Below are 24,789 nucleotides of genomic sequence, written 5' to 3'. Positions count from 1 at the left end.
ACTCGCCGTTTCTTATGTTAGCGTGAGGGCAATCAAGATACGGACCGTATCTTGCGGATGAATGGAAACCATCATGGAAACCACCCCCCAGGCAACCCCGATCGGCCGGGTCATCAGCCTCAGCGCGGCCCTCGCGCTCATCGTCGGCGTGCTGACCCTCGCCTTCGCCTGGCCCTCCGCGGGCATGGGCCCCAACGAGGTCCCGATCGCGGTCATCGGCCCCGACGAGGCCGCAGGGCAGGTCCAGGCCCAGCTGGACGAGGCCGAGCCGGACGGCTTCGACGTCACCGCCGTCGCCGATCCCGCCTCGGCCGAAGCCCTCATCAAGGACCGCGAGGTCTACGCGGCCTTCGCGATCACGCCGACGTCGGTTGACCTCTACACCGCCTCGGCCGCGTCGCCGACCGTGGCGCGGCTCGTGACCGGCATCGCCGACCAGATGGCGGTGCACATGGGCCAAGCCGCCGGTCAGCCCGTCGAGGTCAATGTCGAGGACCTCGTGTCGCTGCCCGCCGACGACCCGAACGGCGCCGGACTCGCCGCCTCGGCCTTCCCGATGGCCATGGGCGGCATCGTAATCGCCGCGCTCATCGCGCTCAACGTGCGCGGCTCGGGACGCCAGGCCGCGGCCGCGGTCCTCGCGCCGCTGGCCGTCGGCGCGGGCGTCGCGGCGATCTTGATGTACGTGCTCGAATCGATCGACGGCGATTATGCGGCGATCGCTGGCGCGCTGGCGTTGACGATGGCGGCGACCGCGTGGGGCATCCTCGGGCTCGCGAAGCTTCTGGGCCGGGTCGGGATCGCGCTGGGCGCGGTGATCGTGATGCTCGTGGGCAACCCGCTGTCGGGCATGACCGGCGCGCCGGAGCTGCTGCCCGCGCCGTGGGGCGGGTTCGGGCAGTTCCTGTCGCCGGGCGCTGGCGGGACGCTGGTGCGCTCGACCGCGTACTTCGACGGCAACGGCGGCGAGGCCGCGATCTGGGTGCTCGCCGGCTGGATCGTCGTCGGTGTGCTGCTCTTCACCATGGGCGCGGTCCGCGCCAAGGTCAAGAGCGTGAGCGACGAGACGAGGGAGCCCGCCGCGGCTGCGGTCTAGCGGCGGGAGCAAGGAACTTTCGGCGGCTTCGGGCCCGCGCTGCCGCGGGCCGGGGCCGCCGAAGACGTGCGTGAGTCGGTGTTTTTGGGCGAGAGGTGGCCATTAGCGCGGCGATTCGGAGCCGCCCCCGGTTCCGATGATGCCGGGAGGGTCCGACAATTCAGGCGGGCCGGGGTGCCGTCGGCGGGCGGGTGGGTTTTTCGCGGGCGCCGCGGGTGAGCGGGGCGCCTTTTCTTGCTGGGTGAGCGGGGGTGCGCGGGAGGGTAAGGCAGAATTGGCTAGCCACCCATCCGACTGGGTCATCGGCCGGATCGCGAGCGATCCGATTGGGCCGTCGTTCGGATCGCAAGCGGGCTTGGCGAAGCTCGCGAGCCAAACATTGGTACCGCCGACAAGGAAGGCCACCGTGACCAACGCGCCAGGCTCGACCGCTCCGGAGTCGATCCGGAACTTCTGCATCATCGCGCACATCGACCACGGCAAGTCCACGCTGGCCGACCGCATGCTGCAGATCACCGAGGTCGTCGACGCCCGCCAGATGCGCGCGCAGTACCTCGACCGGATGGACATCGAGCGCGAACGCGGCATCACCGTGAAGTCCCAGGCCGTCCGCATGCCCTGGACGGTCCGCTCCGGCGAGTCCGAGGGCCAGGGCTTCGTGCTCAACATGATCGACACCCCCGGCCACGTCGACTTCACCTACGAGGTCTCCCGCTCCCTCGCGGCCTGCGAAGGCGCGATCCTCCTCGTCGACGCCGCCCAGGGCATCGAGGCGCAGACCCTCGCGAACCTCTACCTCGCGATGAGCAACGACCTCACGATCATCCCGGTGCTCAACAAGATCGACCTCCCCTCGGCCGACCCCGACCGGTACGCGGAGGAGATCGCGAACCTCATCGGCTGCGAGCCCGAGGACGTCTTCCGCGTCTCCGGGAAGACCGGCGTCGGCGTCGCCGAGCTCCTCGACGCGGTCGTCGCGCAGATCCCCGCTCCCGTCGGCGACCCGGACGCCCCCGCCCGCGCGATGATCTTCGACTCCGTCTACGACGTCTACCGCGGCGTCGTCACCTACATCCGCGTCGTCGACGGCAAGCTCAACGCCCGCGACCGCATCCGCATGATGTCGACCCGCGCCGACCACGAACTCCTCGAGATCGGCGTCATCAGCCCCGAGCCGGTCGTCTCCAAGGCCCTCAGCGTCGGCGAGGTCGGCTACCTCATCACCGGCGTGAAGGACGTGCGCCAGTCCAAGGTCGGCGACACCGTCACACTCAACCGGAACCCCGCCACCGAGGCCCTGCCCGGCTACACCGAGGCCAAGCCGATGGTCTACTCCGGGCTCTACCCGATCGACGGCTCCGACTACGGCAACCTCCGCGAAGCCCTCGACAAGCTGCAGCTCAACGACGCCGCGCTCCAGTACGAGCCCGAGACGTCCGCCGCGCTCGGCTTCGGCTTCCGCGTCGGCTTCCTCGGCCTGCTCCACCTGGAGATCATCCAGGAGCGCCTCGAGCGCGAGTTCAACCTCGACCTGATCTCGACCGCGCCCAACGTGGTCTACCAGGTCGTCAAGGAGGACGGCGAGGAAGTCGAGGTCACCAACCCCTCCGAGTTCCCCGAGGGCAAGATCTACTCGATCACCGAGCCGGTCGCCAAGGCCACCATCCTGACCCCGAAGGAGTACATCGGGCAGGTCATGGAGCTCTGCCAGACCAAGCGCGGCGTCCAGATCGGCATGGACTACCTCTCGACCGACCGCGTCGAGATCCGGTACACCCTGCCGCTCGCCGAGATCGTCTTCGACTTCTTCGACCAGCTCAAGTCGCGCACCAAGGGCTACGCCTCGCTCGACTACGACATCGAGGGCTCCCAGGAGTCCGACCTGGTGAAGGTCGACATCCTGCTCCAGGGCGAGAAGGTCGACGCGTTCGCCGCGATCGTCCACAAGGACCAGGCCTACGCGTACGGCGTGCGCCTCTCCGAGCGGCTCAAGAAGCTCATCCCGCGCCAGCAGTTCGAGGTGCCGATCCAGGCGGCGATCGGCTCGCGCATCATCGCCCGCGAGACCATCCGCGCCCTGCGCAAGGACGTGCTCGCCAAGTGCTACGGCGGCGACATCTCCCGCAAGCGCAAGCTCCTCGAGAAGCAGAAGGAGGGCAAGAAGCGCATGAAGAACATCGGACGCGTCGAGGTCCCCCAGGAGGCGTTCATCGCCGCGCTGCGGACCGACGAGAGCTAGCGAGCAGGAAAGGGCGGCACCGATCCGGTGCCGCCCTTTCTGCTGCGCTGCTTACATCTCCGGCGGGTAGCCGTTCGGGTGCGTGTGCGTCTGCGACGGCGGCGGGGGCTGATGCGGGTAGCCGTGCGGCGGCGGCTGGTGCGGCGGCTTCGGCTGGTTGCCCGGCCGCGACTTCAGGTACTGCTCGACCTCGGGCTGGAACAGCAGGAAGAACCCGCCGCCGACCGCCGCGAGTTTCGCCAGGCCCAGCAGGGTGCCGATCGCGGCGTACCAGCCCAGACCCCAGCCGCCGAAGAAGCCGCCGAGGGAGAAGAAGCCGAGGAGGCCCAGCCCGACGTACAGCGGGACGCGCGGGTCCGCCGCGCCGAACACGCCGAGCTTGTCCTTCGTGACGTACCAGGCGATCGCGACCGCCAGCGCGCCGAGGATGAGGCCGAAGACGGCGCCGCCGACGATGAAGCCCGTCGCGAGATACCAAGGCGCGGTGGCGGAGGCGATGAGCGAGAAGAGGAAGATCAGCACCGTCGCCGCGGCGTAGACCCACAGCAATTGCGTGAACTGGTTGACCTTCTTGGGTCGGCCCGGATTCTCCTTGATGCCCCATTGGGCGGCGAAATCGCCCTGCCCTTGGGCGGGGCCTCCGGCGGGCGGCGGTCCGGCAGGGCCGCCACCTGGGGAGGCACCGTACGGATTCGATTCGGGCGGTTGCGGCGGGTACGTCATGGTCGCTGCTCCGGGCAAAGAGAAGGGCGTGCTTTCACTGCTCACTGTAGCCCTTCGCCGCCCGTTCCGGGGTCCGTCGAATCTGCCCGAAAGCAATGGCGGATATGGCAATTCGTGGCAATTTCGAACGCCATTCGAAAGAACCCGAACTGGTCACGGTGAAGCGCGAGGGCGGCCCCGGGGTCGCCGGGGCCGCCCTCGGGCGGGACAGGTCAGTTCAGGTAGTCGTCGGCGAGCTCGTCCGAGCCGGCGAACGGGCTCGTGTTGGTCGTCATGTTCGCGGTGTCCACCGGGCGGTCGTAGGTCTGGTGGAGGGCGCGTTCGCGGTCGGCGATCGTGTAGGAGCGGCGCGTGTAGACCGGGGCGTCCTGGACGGTCACCTGCGGCACGACTTTGAAGTCGACGTCCATCTGGTCGGGGGTGATGACCGTTTCGACGTAGCCGCGCTGGGCGTTGCGGAATTTGATGTGCGGGTTGATCTTGAGGACCGAGTTGTCCTCGGGCACCGAGTCGACGCCGTTGCCGCCCGAGGTGATTGAGGTGGCGACGAGTTCGACGCCGACGGTCTCGCCGGTGATGTCGGGGAAGCCGGTCTTGATCTCGCCGGCCCAGTGGGTGTGCACGTCGCCGGTGAGCACGACCGGGTTGCGGACTCCGGCCTCGAGCCAGCCGTCGATGATGCGCTGGCGGGAGGCGGCGTACCCGTCCCAGCCGTCCATGCTGGTGCGCAGCACATCGGCGGCGGCGGTGTTGTCGCGTTGGGTGAAGAACACCTGCTGGCCGAGGATGTCCCAGCGGGCGCGCGAGGAGTGGAAGCCGTCGATGAGCCATTCCTCTTGGGCCTCACCGGTGATGGTGCGCGATTCGTCCCAGGCGTCGGCGCAGTTGCTCTGGGTGCCGTCGCCGCAGGCCTGGTCGTCGCGGTACTGGCGTGTGTCCATCATGTGGAAGTTGGCGAGGCGGCCCCAGCGGACGCGGCGGTACAGCTGCATGTCGATGCCTTCGGGTACCGAGGAGCGGCGCAGGGGCATGTTCTCCCAGTACGCCTGGAACGCGGCGGCGCGGCGGGCGAGGAAGTCGGCGGGGGTCGGGGTGTCGGAGCCGGCCTCGGGGATCTCGTCGGCCCAGTTGTTCTCGGTCTCGTGGTCGTCCCAGACGACGAGCCAGGGGGCGGCGGCGTGCGCGAGCTGGAGGTCGGGGTCAGCCTTGTACTGGGCGTGGCGCTGGCGGTAGGTGGCGAGCGAGACCGTCTCGGGGCCTTCGTGGTCGCGCACGTTGCCGTCGGGGGAGTTGTAGACCTTGGCCTTGTACTCGTATTGGTAGTCGCCGAGGTGGAGGATGAGGTCGGGGCGGGATTCGGCCATGTGCCGGTAGGCGGTGAAGTAGCCGTGCTCGTACTGGGAGCAGGAGGCGAAGGCCATGCGGAGCGCTTCGGGCATGGCGTTGCGCGGGGGTGCGGTGACGGTGCGGCCGACGGGGGAGGTCCACTTGCCGGTCTTGAACCGGTAGTAGTACTCGTGGCCGGGGCGCAGGCCGTCGACCTCGATGTGGACGCTGTAGCCGATCTCGGCGGCGGTCTGGACCTCGCCGCGGGCGACGCGGTGGCGGAAGCGGTCGTCGCGGGCGACCTCCCATTCGACGTCGAAGGCGGCGTTGGGCATGCCGCCCATGCCGTCTTCGGCGAGGGGGTTCACGGCGAGGCGGGTCCAGAGGACGACGCCGTCGGGTTCGGGGTCGCCGGAGGCGACGCCGAGGGTGAACGGGTCGCTGTCGAGGGTGGGGTGCGTGTTCGATTGTGCCCAGCCGGTGGCCGGGACCGCGGCGGCGGCTCCGGCGGCGGAGGAGGCGAGCAGGATTCGGCGCGACAGGCGCATATGGACCTCGCTTCGGGGGAGTTGCGCGGGTTTGTGACCCGTACAGCCCAACAAGCGAGCGTGGATGCGCCGAGACTTCTGGAGGTCGCGCCGGTGAACCGGCGCCGAACTCTGGCGGCCCTACTCCGGGGCGGTGAACGTGATGATCACGGCGGTCGAGTCGGCGACTTCGACGACCTGCGCTTCACCGTCCACTTCGGCGTCGGGTTCGGTCCAGTGCTCTTCGCCCGGGGTCCAGACCATGCCGTTGAAGGAGACTGACGCGATCGTGTGGTCGTACGCCCTCGCGACCGCCCAGGCGGCCCGGTTCCAGCCCTCCGCCGCGCCGCCGGCCTCGATCACGATCCGCGTCTCGTCTACATCGGACACTTCCGTGCCCCACTGGTACGCGTAGGCCTCGGCGAGGGCGGCCGGGTCGGCGGCGGGCGCATCGGCGCTGCCGGAGATGCAGGCGAGCCCGGCCTCCTCGCCGCCGGCGAAGGCGTCGGCGATGACCTCGGCGTCGCTCTCCCACTGCTCGTAGAGCTCGGGGTAGGCGCTGATCTGGACGGCCTGGGCCGCCTCTGCCAGACGCATGTTCTGCCAGCCGTCGGTGCGCTGCAGCTTCTCGTAGAACTTGAAGGAGGCGTAGACCGGGTCCATGAGCTCCTCCTCGGAGCCCCAGCCCATGCTCGGCCGCTGCTGGAACAGCCCCAGCGAGTCGTCGTGGCCGTAATTGACGTTGATGAGCTCGGACTCCTGCATGGCGGTGGTGATCGCCACGGCCACGGCGTGCTCGTCCATGCCGTCGCGCATGCCCACCGCCGCGATCGTCGCCGCGTTCGAGGCCTGCTCGGCGCTCAGGTGCACTTCCCCGCCGCTGCCGAGGTAGCAGCCGGTCTTGCTGGGGCGCAGGGCGTCCCGGGCGTCGTCGGTGCAGGCGGCGAGGGTGGCGAGGAGAAACAGCGAGGTCAAAGCGGGGAGCGCGCGCAACGGTGACTCCGATCTGGTCGGTCGGCGGCTGATCAGCCTACCCAAGAAGGAGGACGCTTCTCAAGGAACGAACGGGTGCCTTCCCTCCCCTCTTCGGAGAAGAAGTAGTCACCCGTCACGGCAGCCGCTTTCCGCAACTGGTCGCGCAGATCCGGTGTGGCCGTGAGCGCCTTGATGCCCGCTTGTGCGGAGGGGCCGCCGAGCTTCAACCGCTTGACCAGGCTCTGAACGACCGCGTCCAGGTGCTCGTCGTAGACCGCGGTCGTCACCAGGCCCCAATCCGCGGCGTCCTCAGCGGTGAAGACATCCGCGTCGCCCTCGTCGAGGACGAGCCCGCCTCCGGCGAGGAACAGCTCCCGCATCCGCGCCGGGGTGATCCGCCGCGCCACCACCGGGCCGATCACGGCCGGGACGACGCCCAGCCTGACCTCGCTGAACGCCATCGGGACCTCCAAGTGGGCCACGGTGAAGTCGGCGGCCGCGATGAGTCCCAGGCCGCCGCCGCGCGCGGCCCCGCGCACGACCGCGACGACCGGTTTCGGGGCCTCGGTGATGTCCGCCAGCAGCTCCGCCAGGTGCGCGGCCGGGAGGGCCGCGAGGCTGTGCGCCGCGACCGACTCCTTGAGGTCGGCGCCCGCGCAGAACACGGGCCCGGCGTGGTCGATCACGACCACCCGCACGTCGCGGTCGGCGACGGCTCGGGCGAGCGCGGTGCGCATCTCGGCGATCAGGTGGGTCGAGAGGGCGTTGCGCCGTTCGGGCGCGTCGAGGGTAATCGTCGCCACTGCCTCTTGGGCGCGGTAGGCGATCGGTGCGTCATTGCGTTCCACGCCAGTACCGTAGTGGGCGTGCCTGCCGTCTCGCCAGTAGCCGACCCGAATTCGCCCGCCGCTTCCGTCGCGGCGGCCGCCGCCGACCCTGCGACGGGTGCGGCCGGGTTCGGGTTCTACGTGCACGTCCCCTTCTGCGTCTCCCGCTGCGGCTACTGCGACTTCAACACGTACACCGCCTCGGAACTCGGCGCCGGGGTCTCCCGCGACACGTACGCCTCGATCGTGCGCGCCGAGATCCGCTCGGCCGCAGCGCAGTTCGCCACCAAGCCGAAGGTCGACACCGTCTTCTTCGGCGGCGGCACCCCCACCCTGCTCTCCGCCGCCGACCTCGCCTCGATCCTCGCCGAGATCGACGACGCGTTCGGTCTCGCCGCCGGCTACGAGGCCACCACCGAGGCCAACCCCGAATCCGTCGACGCCGACTACCTCGCCGAACTCCACGACGGCGGCTTCACCCGCCTCTCGGTCGGCATGCAGTCCACCGCCTCCCACGTGCTCAAGATCCTCGACCGCGAGCACTCCCCCCAGAAGGCCCTCAACGCCGTCGCCTACGCCCACAAGGCCGGCTTCGAGCACGTCAGCCTCGACCTCATCTACGGCACGCCCGGCGAGACCGCCGCCGACTTCGAAGCGAGCCTCGATGCGGCCGTGGACGCCGGGGTCGACCACGTCTCGGCGTACGCGCTCATCGTCGAAGACGGCACCGCGCTGGCCCGCCGCATCCGCTCCGGCCAGGTGCCCCAGCCCTCCGACGACACCGCCGCCGACCGCTACCTCGCCGCCGAAGCCGTCCTCGCCGACGCCGGCTTCCACTGGTACGAGGTCTCCAACTGGGCCCGGAACGAAGCGGCCCAGTGCCGCCACAACCTCCTGTACTGGGAAGGCGGCCACTGGTGGGGCGCCGGGCCTGGCGCGCACTCGCACCTGCCGGGCGTGCGCTGGTGGAACCACAAGCACCCCTCCACCTACGGCGTCGCGCTCGCCCAGGGGCTGCCCGCCGCCGGGCACGAGGAGCTGACCGACGACGACCAGTACCTCGAGCGCATCCTCCTGCGCACCCGGCTCGCGAGCGGACTCCCGCTATCGTTGCTGCGTCCGACCGGCAAGGCAGCCGCCGAACACGCGGCCGACGACGGACTCGCCGTCATCGAGGACGGCCGCCTCAAGCTCACGCTGCGCGGTCGTCTCCTCGCGGACGCGGTCGTGAGAGACCTCACCTCCTGACGGCGTTCCGGCCGGTCACCGCTACATTCGTGAAGGCGGAGCCTCATCCGCCTTCACCGTGCCGCACTCCGCGCGCCTCCCCCTAGAGGCCGCGGCGCCCCCCAGGCGATCCCCCGCGCACGGACCCCCATATGAATCCACCCGGAGCCAGCCACCCATGCGCACAATGCCCACACTCGGCCGCCGAGGCCTTCTTGTCGCCTCCGCCGCCGGCGTCGCCGCGGCCGCAGCCGCTTGCAGTGAGGAAGAGCCGACGCCCCCGGTCGAGGACGAAGGCGGCCAGGCCGCCGAGGAGCCCACCACCGAGGCCCCCTCGCCCGAGCCCCGCGAGATCACCATCACGCACGTGGGCGACACCATGCCCGGCTCCTACCCCGACCAGATGGCCTCCGACGACGGCGCGAGCTTCTTCAGCGGCGTCACCGACCTCCTCACCGGCGACGTCGTCATCGCCAACCTCGAAGGCGCCCTCTCCACCCTCGAGTTCGACAAGTGCGGCGGCGGCGAGTGCACCTACTTCCGCCTCCCCGCCGAATACGCGCAGGTCTTCGCCGACGCCGGCTTCCACGTCCTCAACCAGGCCAACAACCACGGCTGGGACGCCGGACCCGACGGCGCCACCGAGACCCAGGACGCCGCCGAAGCCGCAGGTATGCAGGTCAGCGGCATCAAAGACGAGGTCTGCCTCGTCGAGACCGACAGCGGCCTCACCGTCGGCATCGTCGGCTTCGCGCCCTACAGCTTCTACACCGACCTGCGCGACCTCGACGCCGTCGCCGCGCTCGTCGCCTCCGCCAAGGAGCAGGCCGACATCGTCGTCGCCACCGCCCACGTCGGCGCCGAAGGCACCGACCACCGGCACGTCCCCGAAGGCGTCGAGAACTACCTCGGCGAAGACCGCGGCAACACCCGCGAATTCGTCCACACGTGCATCGACAGCGGCGCTGACATCTTCGTCGGCCATGGACCGCACGTCCTGCGCGGCATCGAGTGGTACAACGGCAAGCTCATCGTCCACTCCCTCGGCAACTTCGGCGGCGGCCAGAACCTCTTCAACACCGACGGCCCCCTCGGCCGCTCCGCCGTGCTCTCCGTCACCATCCGCGAGGATGGCACCCTCACCGCCGCCAACGTCACCGCCACCCGCATGGACGGCGACGGCTACCCGCAGCCCGACGAGGACAACGGCGCGTTCGACGACTTCAACGAACTCTCCGAGGATTTCGGGGACGCCGGAGTGACCGTCGACGACGACGGTGCGCTCGTGCTCCCCTCTGCCTGACCGCACACGTAGACTGGCACTCTCGGACCGGGAGTGCCAGACTTGAGTCCGGCCGACTGAACCCGGGTCCGGTCCGGGACACACCGAACGACGGAGGGGACGTGGCGGCGATGGACGATCGCAAACTCGAAGTGCTGCGCGCCATCGTCGAGGACTACGTGGCCACACAGGAACCCGTCGGCTCCAAAGCCGTCTCCCAGCGCCACGCCCTCGGCGTGTCCGCGGCGACCGTGCGCAACGACATGGCCTACCTCGAAGAGGCCGGGTACATCCAGCAGCCCCACACCTCGGCCGGGCGCATCCCGACCGCCAAGGGCTACCGTCTCTTCGTCGACCGCCTCGGCAAGATCAAGCCGCTCTCGGCCGCCGAGCGCCGCGCCGTGCACCGCTTCCTCTCCGAGGCCATCGACCTCGACGACGTCGTCACCCGCACCGTGCGGCTGCTCGCCCAGCTCACCCACCAGGTCGCGGTCGTCCAGTACCCGAGCCTCAACCGCTCCTCCGTGCGCCACCTCGAGCTCGTCTCGCTCACCCCGACCCGGCTCATGGTCGTCATGATCACCGACACCGGCCGCGTCGAGCAGCGCTACGTCGAGACGCCCGAAGAGCTCAACGAGGACAACGTCCTCGAACTGCGCCGCCTCGTCAACGAGCAGCTGCAGGGCAAGCCGCTCGCCGACGCCCCGCGCATCATCGCCGACCTCGCCGGGCTCGCCCGCCCCGAACTGCACCCGACCGCCTCCGCGCTGGCCCGGGTGCTCCTGGAGACCGTCGTGGCGCGCACCGAGGAGCGCGTCGCCGTCGCCGGCGCCGCGAACCTGACGCGCCCCGGGAACTTCTTCGCCGGGTCCCTGCGGCCCATCCTCGAAGCCCTCGAGGAGGAGGTCGTGCTCATGCAGCTGCTGGGCCGCGCCGACTCCAACGCGCTCCTGACGGTGCGCATCGGCGACGAGAACCACCTCGACGACTTCCGCGAGACCACCGTGGTCACCGCCGGATACGGACCGGGTTCGGTGGTCGGCCACATGGGCGTCCTCGGACCCACCCGCATGGACTACCCGGGCACGATCGCGGCCGTCCGCGCCGTCGCCCGGTATGTGTCCGAGATTTTGGAACAGAACCGCTGACAGGACAGAGCGCACGTGGCTAAGGACTACTACGGCATTCTCGGCGTCGACCGGAACGCCACCGACGACGAACTCAAGAAGGCGTACCGGAAGCTGGCGCGCAAGTACCACCCCGACGTCAGCGACGAGCCGGACGCGCAGGAGCGCCTGCAGGAGATCAACGCCGCCTTCGAGGTCCTCATGGACCCGCAGAAGCGCGCGATCGTCGACGCCGGCGGCGACCCGTTCGCCCGTGGCGCGACCGGCGGCTCCGGCGCCCCCTTCATGGGCTTCGAGGACATCATGGACGCCTTCTTCGGCGGCTCCATGGGCGGGTTCGGCCGCCGCGGCCCGCGCTCGCGCACCCGGCCCGGCAACGACGCGCTGCTCCGCTTGGACCTGGACCTCGACGAAGTCGCGTTCGGCACCGAGTCGACCCTCACGGTCGACACCGCGATCCTCTGCGACTCCTGCAACGGCAGCTGCACCGAAGGCGACGCCGAACCGCAGACCTGCTCCACCTGCAACGGCTCCGGTGAAGTCCAGGTCGTGCAGCGCACGATCCTGGGCCAGGTCCGCACTGCGCGCCCCTGCTCGGCCTGCTCGGGCTACGGCACGATCATCACCGACCCGTGCCGCAAGTGCGGCGGGGAAGGCCGCGTGCGCTCGCGCCGCCGCATCACCGTGAAGGTCCCCGCGGGCGTCGAGGACGGCATGCGCATCCGCCTCTCCGGCGAGGGCGAGGTCGGCCCCGGCGGCGGCCCCGCCGGCGACCTCTATGTCGAGGTCCACGAGAAGCCGCACGAGGTCTTCACGCGCGAAGGCTCCGACCTGCGCTGCCGCGTCCGGGTCCCCATGACCCAGGCCGCGCTCGGCACCAAACTCACCATCCACACCCTCGACGACCAGGTCGAAGTCGAGGTCGCCCCGGGCACGCAGCCGGGCACGATCAAGAAGGTCCGCGGCCACGGCGTCCCGCGCCTGCGCGGCGGCGGCATCCGCGGCGACCTCTATGTCGAACTCGACGTGCGCACCCCCACCAAGATCGACGCCGAGCAGGAAGAGCTCCTCAAGAAGCTCGCCAGCCTCCGCGACGAGGAGATCAAAGAGGTGAAGGGCGGCAGCGGGTTTTTTAGCCGCATGCGCGACGCATTCAACGGGCACGCGTAGCGGGTTCGTTGAACGGGTAGCGCAGCACGGGCACGCGTAGCGCCGCAAACGAACCTGCGATCCGGACCCGCACCTTACGGCGGCCGCGTTGACGAGCCCCGTCCCGAACCCGCCGAGCGCGAGCGGTGGGCGGGGCTCCACTACACTCCGGCCGCGTGATCCGCCTCGACCCCGCCTCCCTGCTGTTCCTCGTCCTCCTGCTCGCCGCGGGACTCGTCGTCCTCGTCGTGGTCCTGCGACGTCGAGCCGCACCCGCCCCAGGCCGGCCCCGCCTCGACGCGCCCCCGCCCGCCGGAGGACCGCAGATCGGCGAGCGGTGGAAGGCCGACGTGCCCTTCGAAGACGAACCGCGGCGCTCCAAGGAACGGCCCTGCCTCGTCATCGGCTACTCCGGCCGCGGCTACTGGGTCGTCAAATGCACCACCCAGGCGCCCCGCGACGCCGCATGGCGCGTCCGCGTCCCCGCCTCCCGCTGGGACCCGCCCGCCGACAAGGACGGCTACGTCGACCTCGTCCCCGTCCACCTCCCGAGCGCCCGCCTCCTGCACTCCTTCGGCCGCATCGACGACCGCGGCCTGTACCGCGAGATCACCGGCAGCCTCCGCTGGGAACGCGCCGTCGACTTCACCCGCTGACCCCGGACTAAGCTGTCCCGGTGAGCGCACCGGTCTTCCTCGTCGACGCCGTCCCGGCGGCCGACGACTACACCCTCGACGGGCCCGAAGGGCACCACGCCGCCGACGTGCAGCGGCTCCAGCCCGGCGAGACCCTGATCCTCAGCGACGGCTCCGGCGGTACCGCCGCCGCCCGGGTCACCCACGCCGAGCGCGGGTCCGTGCGCGTCCAGATCGTCGACCGGCGCACCGTCCCCGCCCCCGACCCGAAGCTCACCGTCGTCCAAGCCCTCCCGAAGGGCGACCGCGGCGAGCGCGCCGTGCAGATGCTCACCGAGATCGGCGTGGACGAGGTGATCCCCTGGGCCGCCTCGCGCTCCATCGTCCAGTGGAAGGGCCCGCGCGGCGACAAGGCCCGCGCGAAATGGGAGGCCACCGCCCGCGAAGCCTCCAAGCAGGCCCGCCGCCCGCACCTCGCGCACGTCGCCGAACTCCACACCACCAAGCAGCTCGTCGCCCGCCTCCGGAACGCGAGCCAGGTGCTCGTCCTCCATGAAGAGGCCGACTTGCCGCTCTCGCAAGTCGCGCTCCCTGCGGCCGGCGAGATCGCCGTCGTCATCGGCCCCGAAGGCTCCATCAGCCCTGACGAACTCAGCGCCCTCAAGGAGTTCGGCGAGCCGATCCGCCTCGGCGACACGGTGCTGCGCACCTCCACCGCCGGCCCGGCCGCGCTGGCGGTACTCCAGGCCCGTCTCGGCCGCTGGTGACTAGGATGCGGGGCATGACCGACGCCGATTGCATCTTCTGCAAGATCGTGGCCGGGGACATCCCCTCCACGAAGGTCCTCGAGAACGACCGCGTGCTCGCCTTCCGCGACCTCTACCCGAAGGCCCCCACGCACGTGCTGGTCATCCCCAAGGACCACTACGCGAACGTCGCCGAGCTCACCGTGGCCGACCCCGCGCTCGCCGGGGAGCTCCTGCGCGCGACCGCCGAGGTCGCGGCCTCCGAAGGCATCGACGAGTCGGGCTGGCGCCTGTTCGCCAACACGGGCTCGGACGGGGGACAGGACGTCTTCCACGTCCACTTCCACGTCGCGGGCGGAAAACCGCTCGGACGGATGCTTTCGAATTGAAATCACACCGCGTCCGCGATTACTCGTTGTCGCGTGTCGCAGGCGGCAACTACCATTGAGGCATGTCGAACAGCGGCCTCCGGGCCGCTGGCAGTCTCACTTTTGGAAGCAGGTGGCGAACAGCCCTCAGCGGGCGAAGCCTATGACCGACCGCTCTGACAACGGCCAGCACACATCGACGATCACGTCCACGATCACCGTCGGCGACCAGAGCTCGCTCATGGCACTGCTGGGCCGCGCCGATGAGAACCTCCGCTACATCGAACGCCGCAATCCCGGCGTCGACCTCCACGTGCGCGGGGACACCATCACCCTCACCGGACTCAACGGCGCCCTGCACGCCGCCGAACGACTCGTGAAGGAACTGCTCGCTTTGATCGAGAACGGCGAGAGCGTCGACCCGGACATGATCCGGCGCACGGAGAACATGCTCAAGTCCGCTCCCGGCGAGCGGCCGGTGGACGTCCTTTCGCAGAACATCGTGTCCAAGCGAGGCAAGGCGATCCGCCCCAAGACCATCGGGCAGAAGCGCTACGTCGAGGCCATCGACAACAACACGATCGTCTTCGGCATCGGCCCCGCCGGCACCGGCAAGACCTACCTCGCCATGGCCAAGGCCGTGCAGGCGCTGCAGGCCAAGGAGATCAACCGGATCATCCTCACCCGCCCCGCCGTCGAGGCCGGCGAGAAGCTGGGCTTCCTGCCCGGCACGCTGTTCGAGAAGATCGATCCGTACCTGCGGCCGCTCTACGACGCGCTCCACGACATGATCGACGCCACGTCGATCCCGAAGCTCATGGAGGCGGGCACGATCGAGGTCGCTCCGTTGGCCTTCATGAGAGGTCGCGCCCAGCCTGTATTCAGCAACGTCCTGACCCCAGATGGATGGCGCCCGATCGGCGAGCTTGAAGTCGGCGACCTCGTAGTCGGCTCGAATGGCGAACCCACGCCGGTGCTCGGTGTCTTCCCGCAGGGAAAGAAAGAGATCTTCCGGGTCATGACCCAGGATGGTGCGTACACGCTGGCCACAGCGGAGCACCTGTGGGCGGTCAAGACCGCCTCGGATAAGCGCCGCGGCAAGCCGCACCGAATCCTGGAGACCCAGGAGATGATCGACGACGTCCGGGTCAACCACCAGCGAAAGTACGAGCTGCCGCTCATCGGCAAGCCGGTGGAGTTCCCCGAGCGTGAGGTACCGATGGACCCTTATGCTCTCGGGCTGCTACTCGGCGACGGTTGCCTCACCGGTACGACCACGCCGTCGTTCAGCACCGGCGACCCGGAACTCGCGGTCGCGCTCGAGGATGCGATCCCGGGCATCGACGTTCGCCACAAGGCCGGACCTGACTACGTGCTCAACCGTGTTGCGGAGCCCGGTGACGTCATCACCATCGCGAACCCGGTGACCGCGGTGCTCCGTGAACTCGAGCTGATCGGCACGAAGTCGCACAACAAGTTCATTCCGGATGACTACCGCTTCAACACGCCTGCGGTCCGCCTGGCCCTGCTCCAAGGTCTGCTTGACTCCGACGGTGGGCCGGTCACCCAGAAGGACCGCACCTGCCGGATCCAGTACACGACTACCTCGATCATCCTTCATGACCACGTGATCGAGCTGGTGCAGTCGCTCGGAGGTATCGCTTACAGCCGCCGTCGGCCGGCCGCCGGACGCAAGCCTGGTCGCGCCAACGGTCGCGACGTCGCCTACCTCCAGGATGCGCATGTCATCGACATCCGCCTCCCCGAAGGCATCGAGCCGTTCCGGCTCGAGCGCAAGGCCGCGAAGTACCGCGAGTTCGGTGGCGGCGGCCGCCCCATGCGTTTCATCGACTCGATCGAATACGCAGGTGAAGAGGAAGCGGTGTGCATCCAAGTCGCCGCCGCGGACTCGCTTTATGTCACCGAGGACTACCTGGTCACGCACAACACGCTGAACGACTCGTTCATCATCCTCGACGAGGCGCAGAACACCACGCCCGAGCAGATGAAGATGTTCCTGACGCGGCTCGGCTTCGGCTCGAAGATCGTCGTCACTGGCGACATCACCCAGGTCGACCTGCCGAACAACGCCACCTCCGGGCTGCGCGTCGTCCGGGACATCCTCGAAGGCGTCGAGGACGTGCACTTCGCCACCCTCCGGGCGGAAGATGTCGTCAGACACCAGCTGGTCAGCGATATCGTGAACGCCTACGAGAAGTGGGACGCCCGCACGGGCGACCCCAAGAAGGGGCAACGAGGAAACCGTGGGCATCGAGATCATCAATGAGTCCGGGCGCGAAGTCGACGAGTCGGGCATCCGTGCCGTCTCCGACTTCGCCCTCCACGAGATGGGCGTGAACCCGCTCGCCGAACTCTCGATCCTCATCGTCGACATCGAGCACATGACCGAGCTCAACAAGCGCTGGATGGGCGGCACCGGCCCCACCGACGTGCTCTCGTTCCCGATGGACGACGCCATGCCCGGCCGCCCCGACTCCTCCGAGCCGGGCACGCCGATCCTCGGCGACCTCGTGCTCTCGCCCGAGGTGGCCGAGGCCCAGGCCAAGGACGCCGGGCACTCCACCGCCGACGAGATGCACATGCTCACCGTCCACGGTGTGCTCCACATCCTCGGGTACGACCACGCCGAACCCGAGCAGGCCAAGGAGATGTTCGGCCTGCAGAACCGGCTGCTCGACGCCTGGCGTGCGAAACGCGACGCCGCAGCGGAGAGTTAGGCCGGCATGATCCCGTATTCGCTCCTGGCCGCGGCGGTCGCCCTGACCGCCGTCGCCGGGGCCGCGGCCATGGTCGACTCGGCCCTCACCGCCGTCTCGCCCGCGCGCGCCGCGGAGCTCGCCGAGCAGCGCCAGCGCGGCGCCGAATCCCTCGTCAAGATCATCGAGGACCTGCCGCGGCACCTGAACCTGCTCATCCTGCTGCGCCTCGCCTGCGAGGCGGCCGCGATCGCGATCGTCGCCGTCGTCGCGTTCGACTCCTGGCACGACTCGTGGCTGGCCGTGGGCATCTCCGCGGTGGTCATGACCGTCGTGTCGTTCGTCGCCATCGGCGTCGGCCCGCGCACGCTCGGGCGCCAGCACGCCTACCCGATCGTGCTCGCCGTCGCCGGTCCCGTGGCCCTGCTGGGCAAGGCCCTCGGCCCGTTCGCGAAGCTCCTCATCCTGGCCGGCAACGCCGTCACGCCGGGCAAGGGCTTCCGCGAGGGGCCGTTCGCGACCTCGGAGATCGAGATCCGCGAACTGGTGGACGCCGCCGAGGCGCAGGGCACCGTGGACCATGAGGAGCGCGACATGATCGCGTCCGTGTTCGCCTTGGGCGACACCGTGGCCCGCGAGGTCATGGTGCCGCGCACGGCGATGGTGTGGGTCCCGGCGGACATGTACGCCGACGAGGCCGAGCAGGTCGCGCTGCGGTCGGGGTTCTCGCGCATCCCGGTCGTGGGGGAGGACCTGGACGACGTGCGCGGCGTGGTCTACCTCAAGGACCTCGTCAGGCTCGACGACCGCGTCAACCCGCATGTGAGCGAGGTGATGCGCGCGGTCTCGTTCGTCCCCGACTCAAAGCCGGTCGACGACCTGCTGCGGGAGATGCAGACCGCCCGCATCCACATCGCGACCGTCGTGGACGAGTACGGCGGGACCGCCGGTCTGATCACGATCGAGGACATCCTCGAGGAGATCGTCGGCGAGATCACCGACGAGTACGACAACGAGCTGCCGCCGGTCGCCTGGCTCGACGACCGCACCGCCCGCGTCACCGCCCGGCTCTCCGTGCAGGACCTGGAGGAGCTGTTCGGCGTCAGCCTGCCCGAGCTCGACGTGGACACCGTCGCCGGGCTGCTCGCCGCCGAGCTCGGGAAGGTCCCGCTCGCGGGCGACCGGGCGCGCCTGGGCGGGCTCGAACTGACCGCTGAAGGTACCGTTGGCCGCCGCAACCGCATCGAGACGGTGCGCGTCGCGCGCCTGCCCGAGACCGGCGACGCCCCTGCGGCCGCTGTGAACGATGAGAGGCACAAGATCAATGTCTGACCTGACCGTCGACGCCCTCGACGCCGAGGACGCGAAACTCGCCACGCTGGCCCGCGGGGCCGCCGGGCGGGTCCAGCAGACCACCGGTGCGGCCGTGCGCGACGGCATCGGCCGCACCTACGCCTCGGCGGCCGTCGACCTCCCCTCGCTGCGGCTCACGGCCCTCCAGGCGGCGGTGGCCCAGGCCTACGCGGCCGGGGCCGACAAGCTCGAGGCGGCGGTGCTGTTCGGCGCCGCGGAGGACGCGGACGGCATCCAGGCCGCCCGGGAGATCAGCGCCGACCTCACCGTCTGGTCGGTCATTCGCAAAGAGGTGACCCGTCTTGCCTAGCAACGACTTCCGTTCCGGCTCCAACGGCTTCAGGGCGGGCTTCGCCTGCTTCGTGGGGCGTCCGAACGCGGGCAAGTCCACCCTGACGAATGCGATCATGGGCCAGAAGATCGCGATCACCTCGAAGCGCCCGCAGACCACGCGCCACGTGGTGCGCGCGATCCTGCACCGCCCGGACTCCCAGCTCATCCTGGTCGACACGCCCGGCCTGCACCGCCCCCGCACGCTGCTGGGCGAGCGGCTGAACGACCTCGTCCGCCAGACGTGGTCCGAAGTGGACGTCATCGGCCTGTGTCTGCCGGCCAACGAGAAGCCCGGTCCCGGCGACAAGTTCATCGCCGGCGAGATCGCGAACCTGAACGCCAAGGTCGTCGCGGTCGTCACCAAGATCGACCTGGTCTCCAAGGACGCCCTGGTGCGCCACCTCACGAACGTGGCGGCGCTGGCCGACTTCGCCGACATCGTCCCGGTCTCGGCGAAGACCGGCGAGAACCTCGACGAGCTCGTCGGCGTCCTCTCGGACAAACTGCCCGAATCCCCCCAGCTCTATCCGGACGGGATGATCACCGAGGAGCCCGAGCGGGTCATGATGGCCGAGCTCATCCGCGAGGCCGCCCTGGAGGGCGTCCGCGACGAGTTGCCGCACTCCCTGGCCGTCGTCATCGAGGACGTCGAGGACGAGGACTCCGACGGCGGGCCGCGCAAGAAGATCTGGGCCGAGATCTACGTCGAGCGCGACAGCCAGAAGGGCATCATCATCGGCAAGGGCGGCGAGCGCCTCAAGCGCGTCGGCACCAAGGCCCGCAAGGGCATCGCCCAGCTCATCGACAGCCGCGTCTACCTCGACCTCCACGTGCGCGTCGCCAAGGACTGGCAGCGCGACCCGAAGATGCTCGAACGCCTCGGCTTCTAACCTGTCGTGCGCCCGGCCCGGCCTCCCGACCGCGGGAATCCGGGCCGTTCGCGTCCCTCATCCCACGAAACACCAGGTGAACACGCGGTGACTGCGCTCACGGACCCCGCTGTGGCAACGGCTAAACGGGATCATGTACTCTTTAACTACCGACGCGGGATAGAGCAGCTCGGTAGCTCGCCAGGCTCATAACCTGGAGGTCGGTGGTTCAAATCCGCCTCCCGCTACCACGAAATACCAGGTGAAACCCGGTTTCCTCGAAAGAGGGAGCCGGGTTTTTCCATGCCTGTTGCTCGTTCGTTGCTCGGATGAACCATGATGGCGCGGGACTCTTCGGAATGGCTAGACCTTGGTCTAGTGATTCAAGCCACTTTGCATGAAGGGTCGGCGACGCCCGGGGCAAAAGAGTAGAGCGGCGACTTTAAAGCGGGCAGGAATCCAGGGTGCGACCAGGAACTATTGCGGCGGCTTTCTCAGTTCTTTGTCGCCCAAGCCGGCGATGACCTCGGCAACCCGGGCTGGTGCGAGGCTGGTCGCCGCGTGGCCTTGGTGGCGCATCAGCACGCGTTCGGTGTTCGGCATGGCGCGTTCCAGCGCGTCGAGCCGCGCGCCCAGGTGCGCGGGGCTTCGCTCGCCGCCAAGCAGCACGATGGGCACATCGATTCGCGCGTACTCCTCCAGCCGGAGGCCGATCTCGTCGATGGCCGCGCAATCGTCGAGTTGGTGCTGGGCGAGCCGACCCATGCGGGGAACCAGCGGGATGGCGGCCGCCGACATCCAGGCGGCCCATGCCGGGGTCTCCACGATGTCGCGCATGAAGATCGCCAGCGCCCTTCCCGGCTTCCCGGCGTCCATGGCGACCTGTGCCCTGGCCAGCACCTCGCCGCCGAGCGGCGGTCCGATCACGCAGGGTGGTTCGTACAGCACCGCGCCTGCGAACGCCTCGGGCATCGCAGCCAGTGCCTCCAGCGCCAGCACCGCACCGGACGAGTGCCCGACGATCAGCGTCGGCCGGTCGATGAGCTTCGTCAGGGCGCGGACATGCTCGACCTCCTCCGCCATTGTGCATCTTCCGCCGGTCTTGAGGTCCGGCCGGTACTGCCGGCGGTGCAGTCGCAGTGTTCTGAATCGTGGATTGAGGCGGGCGGTGACGAGTTTCCATGACGCGCCATCGTCCATGCCGCCGTGGAGGAGCAGGATCGCCGGGCCCTGTCCTTCGTCGTAGGCGCGCACGCTGGTGCCGTCGAGTGCGGTTGTTGTGACCACTGTTGGAGCCTTTCCGTTCAGGCCTTTTGCGAGGCGAGTCGTTTGAGCAGCCACCAGCCGATTCCGCCTGCGTAGACCGTGCCGGCCGTCAGGTAGGGCCATGGGTTCCCGCCGTCCCAGACTTCCCAGAAGGCTTTGGCGGGCCAGTAGGTCGGGATGAGCCCGAAGCCGAGCATCGCGGGGTGGTCGAAGAAGAACGGGACCATGGGGAGCCCGAACAGCAGCATGCCGATGGCGCGGACGATCGCCAGTCCTTCGACCTTGTTGCGGGCCAAGGCGGCCAGGCCGAAGCCGACCATTGTGGCGTTGAGGCCGCACAGGACGGTGATGGGGACGGAGGCGGCGATGATTCCGGCCGGGACCTGCCCGGTCAGCGCCATCGCGGCCACCAGCGAGACTGCGGTGGCGGCGACGGTGGTCGCCGCGCGGTAGAGCGGGTAGCCCATCGGCGGTGCGGGGGTCACCCGTAGCGCCGCGAGTGTTCGCTGGTCCTTGTCGTCCATGAGCAGCATCCCGCAGACGGCGCCGAGGACGGCGATGGGTCCGATGACGATGAAGGCGCTGAGGATGAGTCCGTGGTAGGGGACCAGGTCGAAGCCGTGGTCGCGGTCGAGGTAGCGGGTGAACATGGGCAGCAGCCACATCGTGGCCGCGTAGATGAACGGGCCGAAGACGATCCCGGCGAGCAGGCTGTCGCGGCGGATGTTGCGCAGGTCGTTGCGGCCGAAGGCCGCGATGGCGCCGGGCATGTCACCGGCCTCCTTCGCTGGCGGCGATGTGCCGGTCGAACATCTTGCGGGAGAGGAGGCCGAGCACGGCGAGCGCGGCGACCGGGTAGGCGAGGGCGTAGGCCCATTGCCAGGCGGTCAGGTCGACTTGGCCGAACGAGTGGCCCATGAGCAGGAGCACCCCCTGCGTCGGGATGAGGTAGGTGATCGGGTGCTCCCACAGGCCCGAGTAGTTGATGAGCGGGACGTTGAGGACCGCGAGCACCAGTGTGGAGGGGATGATCCACTCGCTGATCGAGGTGAACGGCGTCGCCGAGATGAAGCTGCACGTCAGGAACAGCAGCGCGCACAGCACCACCCCGGCCGTGAACGTGAGCGGCTCGAAGTCGAGGCCGACGCCCGAGAACGCGATGACCACCGACAAGAGCAGGCTCAGTGCGGCGAGCGCGGTGAGCTTCGCGGTGTAGTAGTCGCGGAAGCGCAAGGGGGAGACCAGGAGCGCGAAGAGCGTGCGCTCGCCGCGTTCGAAGAACACGGCCCCGGCGATGAAGAAGAACCCGACCAGGGCTAGGTCGCCGAAGATGATGTAGGTCATCGAGACGGCCTTGAGCTGGGCGGGGATGAGGTAGACGACGACCTCCCAGAGCAGCGCCGAGAACGCCGCCGCGTACAAGAACCCGTACCGCCATTGTAGGCGCAGTTCGAGCCGCAGGGCTTGGGCGAGGACGCCGGTCATGACAGCTTCCTCCCGGTGACGTCGATGAAGACGTCCTCCAGGTCGGCCTCCTGGGAATGCACGGATTCGATCGCGGCCTCTTGCAGGAGCGAGCGGAACGCCTCGTCCTCGCCGAGTCCGTCGAGCGGGAAGTCTTTGGTGGCCAGGTCGTCTGAGCCGACTGCGCGGTAGGTGACGGTGACCTGGCGCCTGCTGCGGGAGAGCTTGTGCTCGGTGGGGGAGGCCAGGGCGGTGATGCGGCCGTCGACGACGAAGGCGACCCGGTCGCACAGCTGGTCGGCGGTGGTCATGTCGTGGGTGGTGAGGAAGACGGTGCGGCCCTCGGCTCGCAGTTCGCTCACGATGTCCTTGACGATGCGGGCGTTGGTGGGGTCCATGCCGGAGGTCGGTTCGTCGAGGAACAGCAGTTGCGGGCGGTGCAGGAGGGCGCGGATGAACACCAGGCGCATCTGCATGCCCTTGGAGTACTTGGCGACGCGGGTGTGTGCGGCGTCGGCGAGCCCGACCCGGTCGAGCAGTTCCATGGGGTCCTCGGTGGGGCCTTTATAGAGCGAGGCGAAGAACTGGAGGTTCTCCAGGCCGGTGAGCTTGAGGTAGTGGTTGGGCAGTTCGAAGGAGACGCCGATCCGCTCGTAGTACTCGGATTTCCAGGCGGCGGGGTCCTTGCCCCAGACCGCGACCGAGCCGCCGTGGCCCGTCAGCAGCCCGGTGAGGATCTTCTGGGTGGTGGACTTGCCGGCGCCGGAGGGGCCGAGGAAGCCGAAGATCTCCCCGGCGTCGACGGTGAAGTCGATGCCGCGCACTGCCGGCTCGGGGGACTTGGGGTAGGTGAAGGTGAGGCCTTCGATGTCGATGACATGGCTCATCGGGGTCACTGCTTTCGCTGTTCGTGCCAGAGGGTTTCGATGCGTCCGTACTGCTCGGCGAGGAAGGTGTACATCTCGTTGGCTTCCTCGAGGCGTCGGCGGGACTCAGGGGGCGCGTCGGCGAGGAGTTCGAGGCCGCGTTCGGTCTGTTTGATCCACTCGCGGGCCTGCCTGGCCTTCTCGGCGGCCTCGTCGAGCCAGAAGCCGGGGCGCAGCCGCCAGTGGGTGCGCCGCGATCCGGGGACGGCGTGGCGCACGACGGCCTTGTTGGCCGCCAGCATCTTCATCGCCATGCTCACCGAACCGCGGCTGATGTCGAGTTCTTCGGCGAGTTCTTCCGCCGTCTGGTGCGGTGGCTCGCAGACCAGGAGCCAGCCGAGGATGCGCCCGGGGATGCGGGGGAGGCCGTAGTTCTCGAAGTAGAGGCCGATTTCGTCGGCGTATTCGTGGCGGCCGGTGCGTTCGCCGCTCATGGCGTCTCCTTTCGATCGCGGCTTCGACCGTACTCCTAATGGTCAAATATTTCAATAATAATTGAAATTTTTGAGATGTCACAGCCAAGCCAGGTGGTACTGAGGTGCGCGAAGAGACTCTGAGGGCGGCGCGGTCCTCGGCCGCCGGTTCAGCTCGGTTCAGGGATGCAGTCGGGGTGTTCCTTCGCCAGCCAGGCCGCCATGTGCTCGCGTAGCTCGCATCGCAGGTCCCACTGGTCGCCGGGGTTGGCCGCGGAGACCAAGAGCCGCACCCGAATCACCCCGCCGGTGGCGTCGAGTACCGCAACGCTCGCTTTGCGTCCGTCCCAAAGCGGATTGCCGTCTAGGAACCGGCTCAGCTCCTCGCGGACCTCGGCGACCGGCAGCGCCAGGCCCGCGTCGAAGACGACCGAGCCGAGCACTTCGGGCGTGTCCCTGGTCCAGTTGACGTATGGGTGCTGCGTGAAGTAGGAGGTGGGGAGCACCATTCTCCGGTCGTCCCAGATGCGCACCACCAGGTAGGTCAGGGTGATCTCCTCGATCGTGCCCAGTTCGCCCTCGATCACCACCACGTCGTCGAGGCGAAGGGCGTCGCCGAAGGCGAGCATGATGCCCGCGAACAGGTTCTGCAGCATGGTCTGCGCGGCCAGGCCCGCGATGATGCCCGCGACGCCGGCGGCGCCGAGCATTGAGATGCAGACTTCGCGAAGCGCGGGGATGTTGAACAGCACCAGCCCGATCGCGACCGTCCAGACGATGACCGAGGCGAGCCGGTAGAGGATCACCATCTGCGTGCGACGGCGCCGCCCTTCCACATCGTCTTGTTCGAGCCCGTCCCAGCGTCGGTGGATCGGCTCTTTGGCGACGCTGAGGAGATTGGAGAGGAGCCACGCGCCCGAGGCGGCAGTGCCGAACAGGAGGGACTGGCTCAGCACGGCGTTCCAGTCGCCGCCCCAGCCCTGCTGCCCGTGCTGGGCCGAGAGCAGGATCTGCAGGCCGCCGGTGACGGCCATCAGCTGGGCGGGGCGCAGGGCCTTCCCGATGAGGCGGGAGGCGTTGGCGGAGCGGTGGCGCAGCAGCAGACGAGTGGTCGCGAGTTTGGCCGCGCTCACGGCGAGCGCGCATGCGATCGCCACGAGCGTGATGATCAGCCAGGGGGCGGGGGTCGGCATGTCCACAG

The 24,789-nt window shown here is 69.0% G+C and carries 24 protein-coding genes and 1 tRNA gene; 15 read left to right on the top strand and 10 right to left on the bottom strand.

The features are described from left to right. Positions 1-73: 73 nt before the first annotated feature. Together J5V16_RS08385 and lepA are read left to right on the top strand one after the other, a co-directional pair. Positions 74-1,096 carry a hypothetical protein gene (locus tag J5V16_RS08385; RefSeq protein ID WP_208495614.1) on the top strand — a complete coding sequence of 341 codons (1,023 nt, stop codon included), beginning with the start codon at positions 74-76 and terminating at the stop codon, positions 1,094-1,096. A 406-nt stretch (positions 1,097-1,502) separates the two neighbouring features. Further along, on the top strand, positions 1,503-3,335 hold the full coding sequence (gene lepA / locus J5V16_RS08380; RefSeq protein WP_208495613.1) for a translation elongation factor 4: 1,833 nt from the start codon (positions 1,503-1,505) through the stop codon (positions 3,333-3,335). Positions 3,336-3,386: 51 nt separating this feature from the next. Here the strand turns inward: lepA and J5V16_RS08375 are convergent, their stop codons facing one another. The 4 genes from J5V16_RS08375 to J5V16_RS08360 form a co-directional block, all read right to left on the bottom strand. Continuing rightward, entirely contained in the window at positions 3,387-4,058 is a 672-nt protein-coding gene (locus J5V16_RS08375) for a hypothetical protein (protein ID WP_208495612.1), read from the bottom strand. Positions 4,059-4,270: 212 nt separating this feature from the next. Continuing rightward, positions 4,271-5,932 carry an alkaline phosphatase D family protein gene (locus J5V16_RS08370; RefSeq protein ID WP_208495611.1) on the bottom strand — a complete coding sequence of 554 codons (1,662 nt, stop codon included), beginning with the start codon at positions 5,930-5,932 and terminating at the stop codon, positions 4,271-4,273. A gap of 120 nt (positions 5,933-6,052) precedes the next feature. Beyond that, complete coding sequence (locus J5V16_RS08365) at positions 6,053-6,886, bottom strand: hypothetical protein (protein ID WP_208495610.1); 834 nt, start codon at positions 6,884-6,886, stop codon at positions 6,053-6,055. A gap of 50 nt (positions 6,887-6,936) precedes the next feature. Continuing rightward, positions 6,937-7,734 carry an enoyl-CoA hydratase/isomerase family protein gene (locus J5V16_RS08360; protein ID WP_208495609.1) on the bottom strand — a complete coding sequence of 266 codons (798 nt, stop codon included), beginning with the start codon at positions 7,732-7,734 and terminating at the stop codon, positions 6,937-6,939. Between the two features lie 18 nt (positions 7,735-7,752). Here J5V16_RS08360 and hemW point away from each other — a divergent pair, with 18 nt between their 5' ends. The 13 genes from hemW to J5V16_RS08290 all read left to right on the top strand — a co-directional run bounded on the left by hemW (position 7,753) and on the right by J5V16_RS08290 (position 19,770). After that, positions 7,753-8,961, top strand: coding sequence for a radical SAM family heme chaperone HemW (gene hemW / locus J5V16_RS08355; RefSeq protein WP_208495608.1), 1,209 nt, complete (start codon positions 7,753-7,755; stop codon positions 8,959-8,961). A gap of 157 nt (positions 8,962-9,118) precedes the next feature. Beyond that, positions 9,119-10,243, top strand: coding sequence for a CapA family protein (locus tag J5V16_RS08350; protein ID WP_208495607.1), 1,125 nt, complete (start codon positions 9,119-9,121; stop codon positions 10,241-10,243). Between the two features lie 110 nt (positions 10,244-10,353). Next, on the top strand, positions 10,354-11,370 hold the full coding sequence (hrcA, locus tag J5V16_RS08345) for a heat-inducible transcriptional repressor HrcA (protein ID WP_208495606.1): 1,017 nt from the start codon (positions 10,354-10,356) through the stop codon (positions 11,368-11,370). A gap of 15 nt (positions 11,371-11,385) precedes the next feature. Beyond that, positions 11,386-12,519: a molecular chaperone DnaJ gene (gene dnaJ, locus J5V16_RS08340; protein WP_208495605.1), complete on the top strand. Its 1,134-nt coding sequence runs from the start codon at positions 11,386-11,388 to the stop codon at positions 12,517-12,519. 155 nt (positions 12,520-12,674) lie between these two features. Continuing rightward, positions 12,675-13,154: a hypothetical protein gene (locus J5V16_RS08335; protein ID WP_208495604.1), complete on the top strand. Its 480-nt coding sequence runs from the start codon at positions 12,675-12,677 to the stop codon at positions 13,152-13,154. Between the two features lie 20 nt (positions 13,155-13,174). Next, positions 13,175-13,900 carry a 16S rRNA (uracil(1498)-N(3))-methyltransferase gene (locus J5V16_RS08330; RefSeq protein ID WP_208495603.1) on the top strand — a complete coding sequence of 242 codons (726 nt, stop codon included), beginning with the start codon at positions 13,175-13,177 and terminating at the stop codon, positions 13,898-13,900. 14 nt (positions 13,901-13,914) lie between these two features. Continuing rightward, complete coding sequence (locus tag J5V16_RS08325; RefSeq protein WP_243900891.1) at positions 13,915-14,268, top strand: histidine triad nucleotide-binding protein; 354 nt, start codon at positions 13,915-13,917, stop codon at positions 14,266-14,268. Positions 14,269-14,488: 220 nt separating this feature from the next. Further along, entirely contained in the window at positions 14,489-16,534 is a 2,046-nt protein-coding gene (locus J5V16_RS24290; protein ID WP_243900890.1) for a PhoH family protein, read from the top strand. Further along, positions 16,512-16,985, top strand: a complete 474-nt coding sequence (ybeY, locus tag J5V16_RS08310; RefSeq protein ID WP_208495601.1) for an rRNA maturation RNase YbeY — start codon at positions 16,512-16,514, stop codon at positions 16,983-16,985. Before J5V16_RS24290 ends, ybeY begins: the two co-directional genes overlap by 23 nt. A gap of 6 nt (positions 16,986-16,991) precedes the next feature. After that, the gene (locus J5V16_RS08305; RefSeq protein WP_208495600.1) at positions 16,992-18,296 is read left to right on the top strand and encodes a hemolysin family protein; all 1,305 of its coding nucleotides are present in this window, start codon (positions 16,992-16,994) and stop codon (positions 18,294-18,296) included. Beyond that, positions 18,289-18,627 carry a cytidine deaminase gene (locus tag J5V16_RS08300; RefSeq protein WP_208495599.1) on the top strand — a complete coding sequence of 113 codons (339 nt, stop codon included), beginning with the start codon at positions 18,289-18,291 and terminating at the stop codon, positions 18,625-18,627. Before J5V16_RS08305 ends, J5V16_RS08300 begins: the two co-directional genes overlap by 8 nt. Then, positions 18,620-19,540, top strand: coding sequence for a GTPase Era (gene era, locus J5V16_RS08295; RefSeq protein WP_208495598.1), 921 nt, complete (start codon positions 18,620-18,622; stop codon positions 19,538-19,540). Before J5V16_RS08300 ends, era begins: the two co-directional genes overlap by 8 nt. Positions 19,541-19,693: 153 nt before the next feature. After that, positions 19,694-19,770, top strand: a tRNA-Met gene (locus J5V16_RS08290). 226 nt (positions 19,771-19,996) lie between these two features. Here J5V16_RS08290 and J5V16_RS08285 read toward each other — a convergent pair. The 6 genes from J5V16_RS08285 to J5V16_RS08260 form a co-directional block, all read right to left on the bottom strand. Next, positions 19,997-20,806, bottom strand: a complete 810-nt coding sequence (locus J5V16_RS08285) for an alpha/beta fold hydrolase (RefSeq protein ID WP_208495597.1) — start codon at positions 20,804-20,806, stop codon at positions 19,997-19,999. Positions 20,807-20,823: 17 nt separating this feature from the next. Further along, a complete protein-coding gene (locus J5V16_RS08280; protein WP_208495596.1) occupies positions 20,824-21,555 on the bottom strand; it encodes a hypothetical protein in 732 nt (243 codons plus the stop codon). Position 21,556: 1 nt separating this feature from the next. After that, positions 21,557-22,270 carry a fluoroquinolone export ABC transporter permease subunit gene (locus J5V16_RS08275; protein ID WP_208495595.1) on the bottom strand — a complete coding sequence of 238 codons (714 nt, stop codon included), beginning with the start codon at positions 22,268-22,270 and terminating at the stop codon, positions 21,557-21,559. Further along, positions 22,267-23,136: an ABC transporter ATP-binding protein gene (locus J5V16_RS08270; RefSeq protein WP_208495594.1), complete on the bottom strand. Its 870-nt coding sequence runs from the start codon at positions 23,134-23,136 to the stop codon at positions 22,267-22,269. The genes J5V16_RS08275 and J5V16_RS08270 overlap by 4 nt, the downstream gene beginning before the upstream one ends. Positions 23,137-23,141: 5 nt before the next feature. Continuing rightward, positions 23,142-23,609 carry a GbsR/MarR family transcriptional regulator gene (locus J5V16_RS08265; RefSeq protein WP_208495593.1) on the bottom strand — a complete coding sequence of 156 codons (468 nt, stop codon included), beginning with the start codon at positions 23,607-23,609 and terminating at the stop codon, positions 23,142-23,144. A gap of 149 nt (positions 23,610-23,758) precedes the next feature. After that, positions 23,759-24,781, bottom strand: coding sequence for a mechanosensitive ion channel family protein (locus J5V16_RS08260; RefSeq protein WP_208495592.1), 1,023 nt, complete (start codon positions 24,779-24,781; stop codon positions 23,759-23,761). Positions 24,782-24,789: the final 8 nt, after the last annotated feature.

The organism is Glycomyces niveus (assembly GCF_017592475.1).
Lineage (GTDB): Bacteria > Actinomycetota > Actinomycetes > Mycobacteriales > Micromonosporaceae > Glycomyces > Glycomyces niveus.
The sequence above is the reverse complement of the archived record's forward strand: the minus strand, read 5'-3'. Positions and strand labels throughout refer to the sequence as shown.

Coding starts and splice junctions, on each gene's coding strand:
- J5V16_RS08385 (WP_208495614.1), top strand. CDS start 74: ATGGAAACCACCCCCCAGGCAACCCCGATCGGCCGGGTCATCAGCCTC.
- J5V16_RS08260 (WP_208495592.1), bottom strand. CDS start 24,781: ATGCCGACCCCCGCCCCCTGGCTGATCATCACGCTCGTGGCGATCGCA.
- J5V16_RS08325 (WP_243900891.1), top strand. CDS start 13,915: ATGACCGACGCCGATTGCATCTTCTGCAAGATCGTGGCCGGGGACATC.
- J5V16_RS08275 (WP_208495595.1), bottom strand. CDS start 22,270: ATGACCGGCGTCCTCGCCCAAGCCCTGCGGCTCGAACTGCGCCTACAA.
- J5V16_RS08270 (WP_208495594.1), bottom strand. CDS start 23,136: ATGAGCCATGTCATCGACATCGAAGGCCTCACCTTCACCTACCCCAAG.
- J5V16_RS08280 (WP_208495596.1), bottom strand. CDS start 21,555: ATGCCCGGCGCCATCGCGGCCTTCGGCCGCAACGACCTGCGCAACATC.
- J5V16_RS24290 (WP_243900890.1), top strand. CDS start 14,489: ATGGCACTGCTGGGCCGCGCCGATGAGAACCTCCGCTACATCGAACGC.
- J5V16_RS08265 (WP_208495593.1), bottom strand. CDS start 23,609: ATGAGCGGCGAACGCACCGGCCGCCACGAATACGCCGACGAAATCGGC.
- J5V16_RS08375 (WP_208495612.1), bottom strand. CDS start 4,058: ATGACGTACCCGCCGCAACCGCCCGAATCGAATCCGTACGGTGCCTCC.
- J5V16_RS08350 (WP_208495607.1), top strand. CDS start 9,119: ATGCGCACAATGCCCACACTCGGCCGCCGAGGCCTTCTTGTCGCCTCC.
- J5V16_RS08300 (WP_208495599.1), top strand. CDS start 18,289: ATGTCTGACCTGACCGTCGACGCCCTCGACGCCGAGGACGCGAAACTC.
- hrcA (WP_208495606.1), top strand. CDS start 10,354: ATGGACGATCGCAAACTCGAAGTGCTGCGCGCCATCGTCGAGGACTAC.
- J5V16_RS08305 (WP_208495600.1), top strand. CDS start 16,992: ATGATCCCGTATTCGCTCCTGGCCGCGGCGGTCGCCCTGACCGCCGTC.
- J5V16_RS08370 (WP_208495611.1), bottom strand. CDS start 5,932: ATGCGCCTGTCGCGCCGAATCCTGCTCGCCTCCTCCGCCGCCGGAGCC.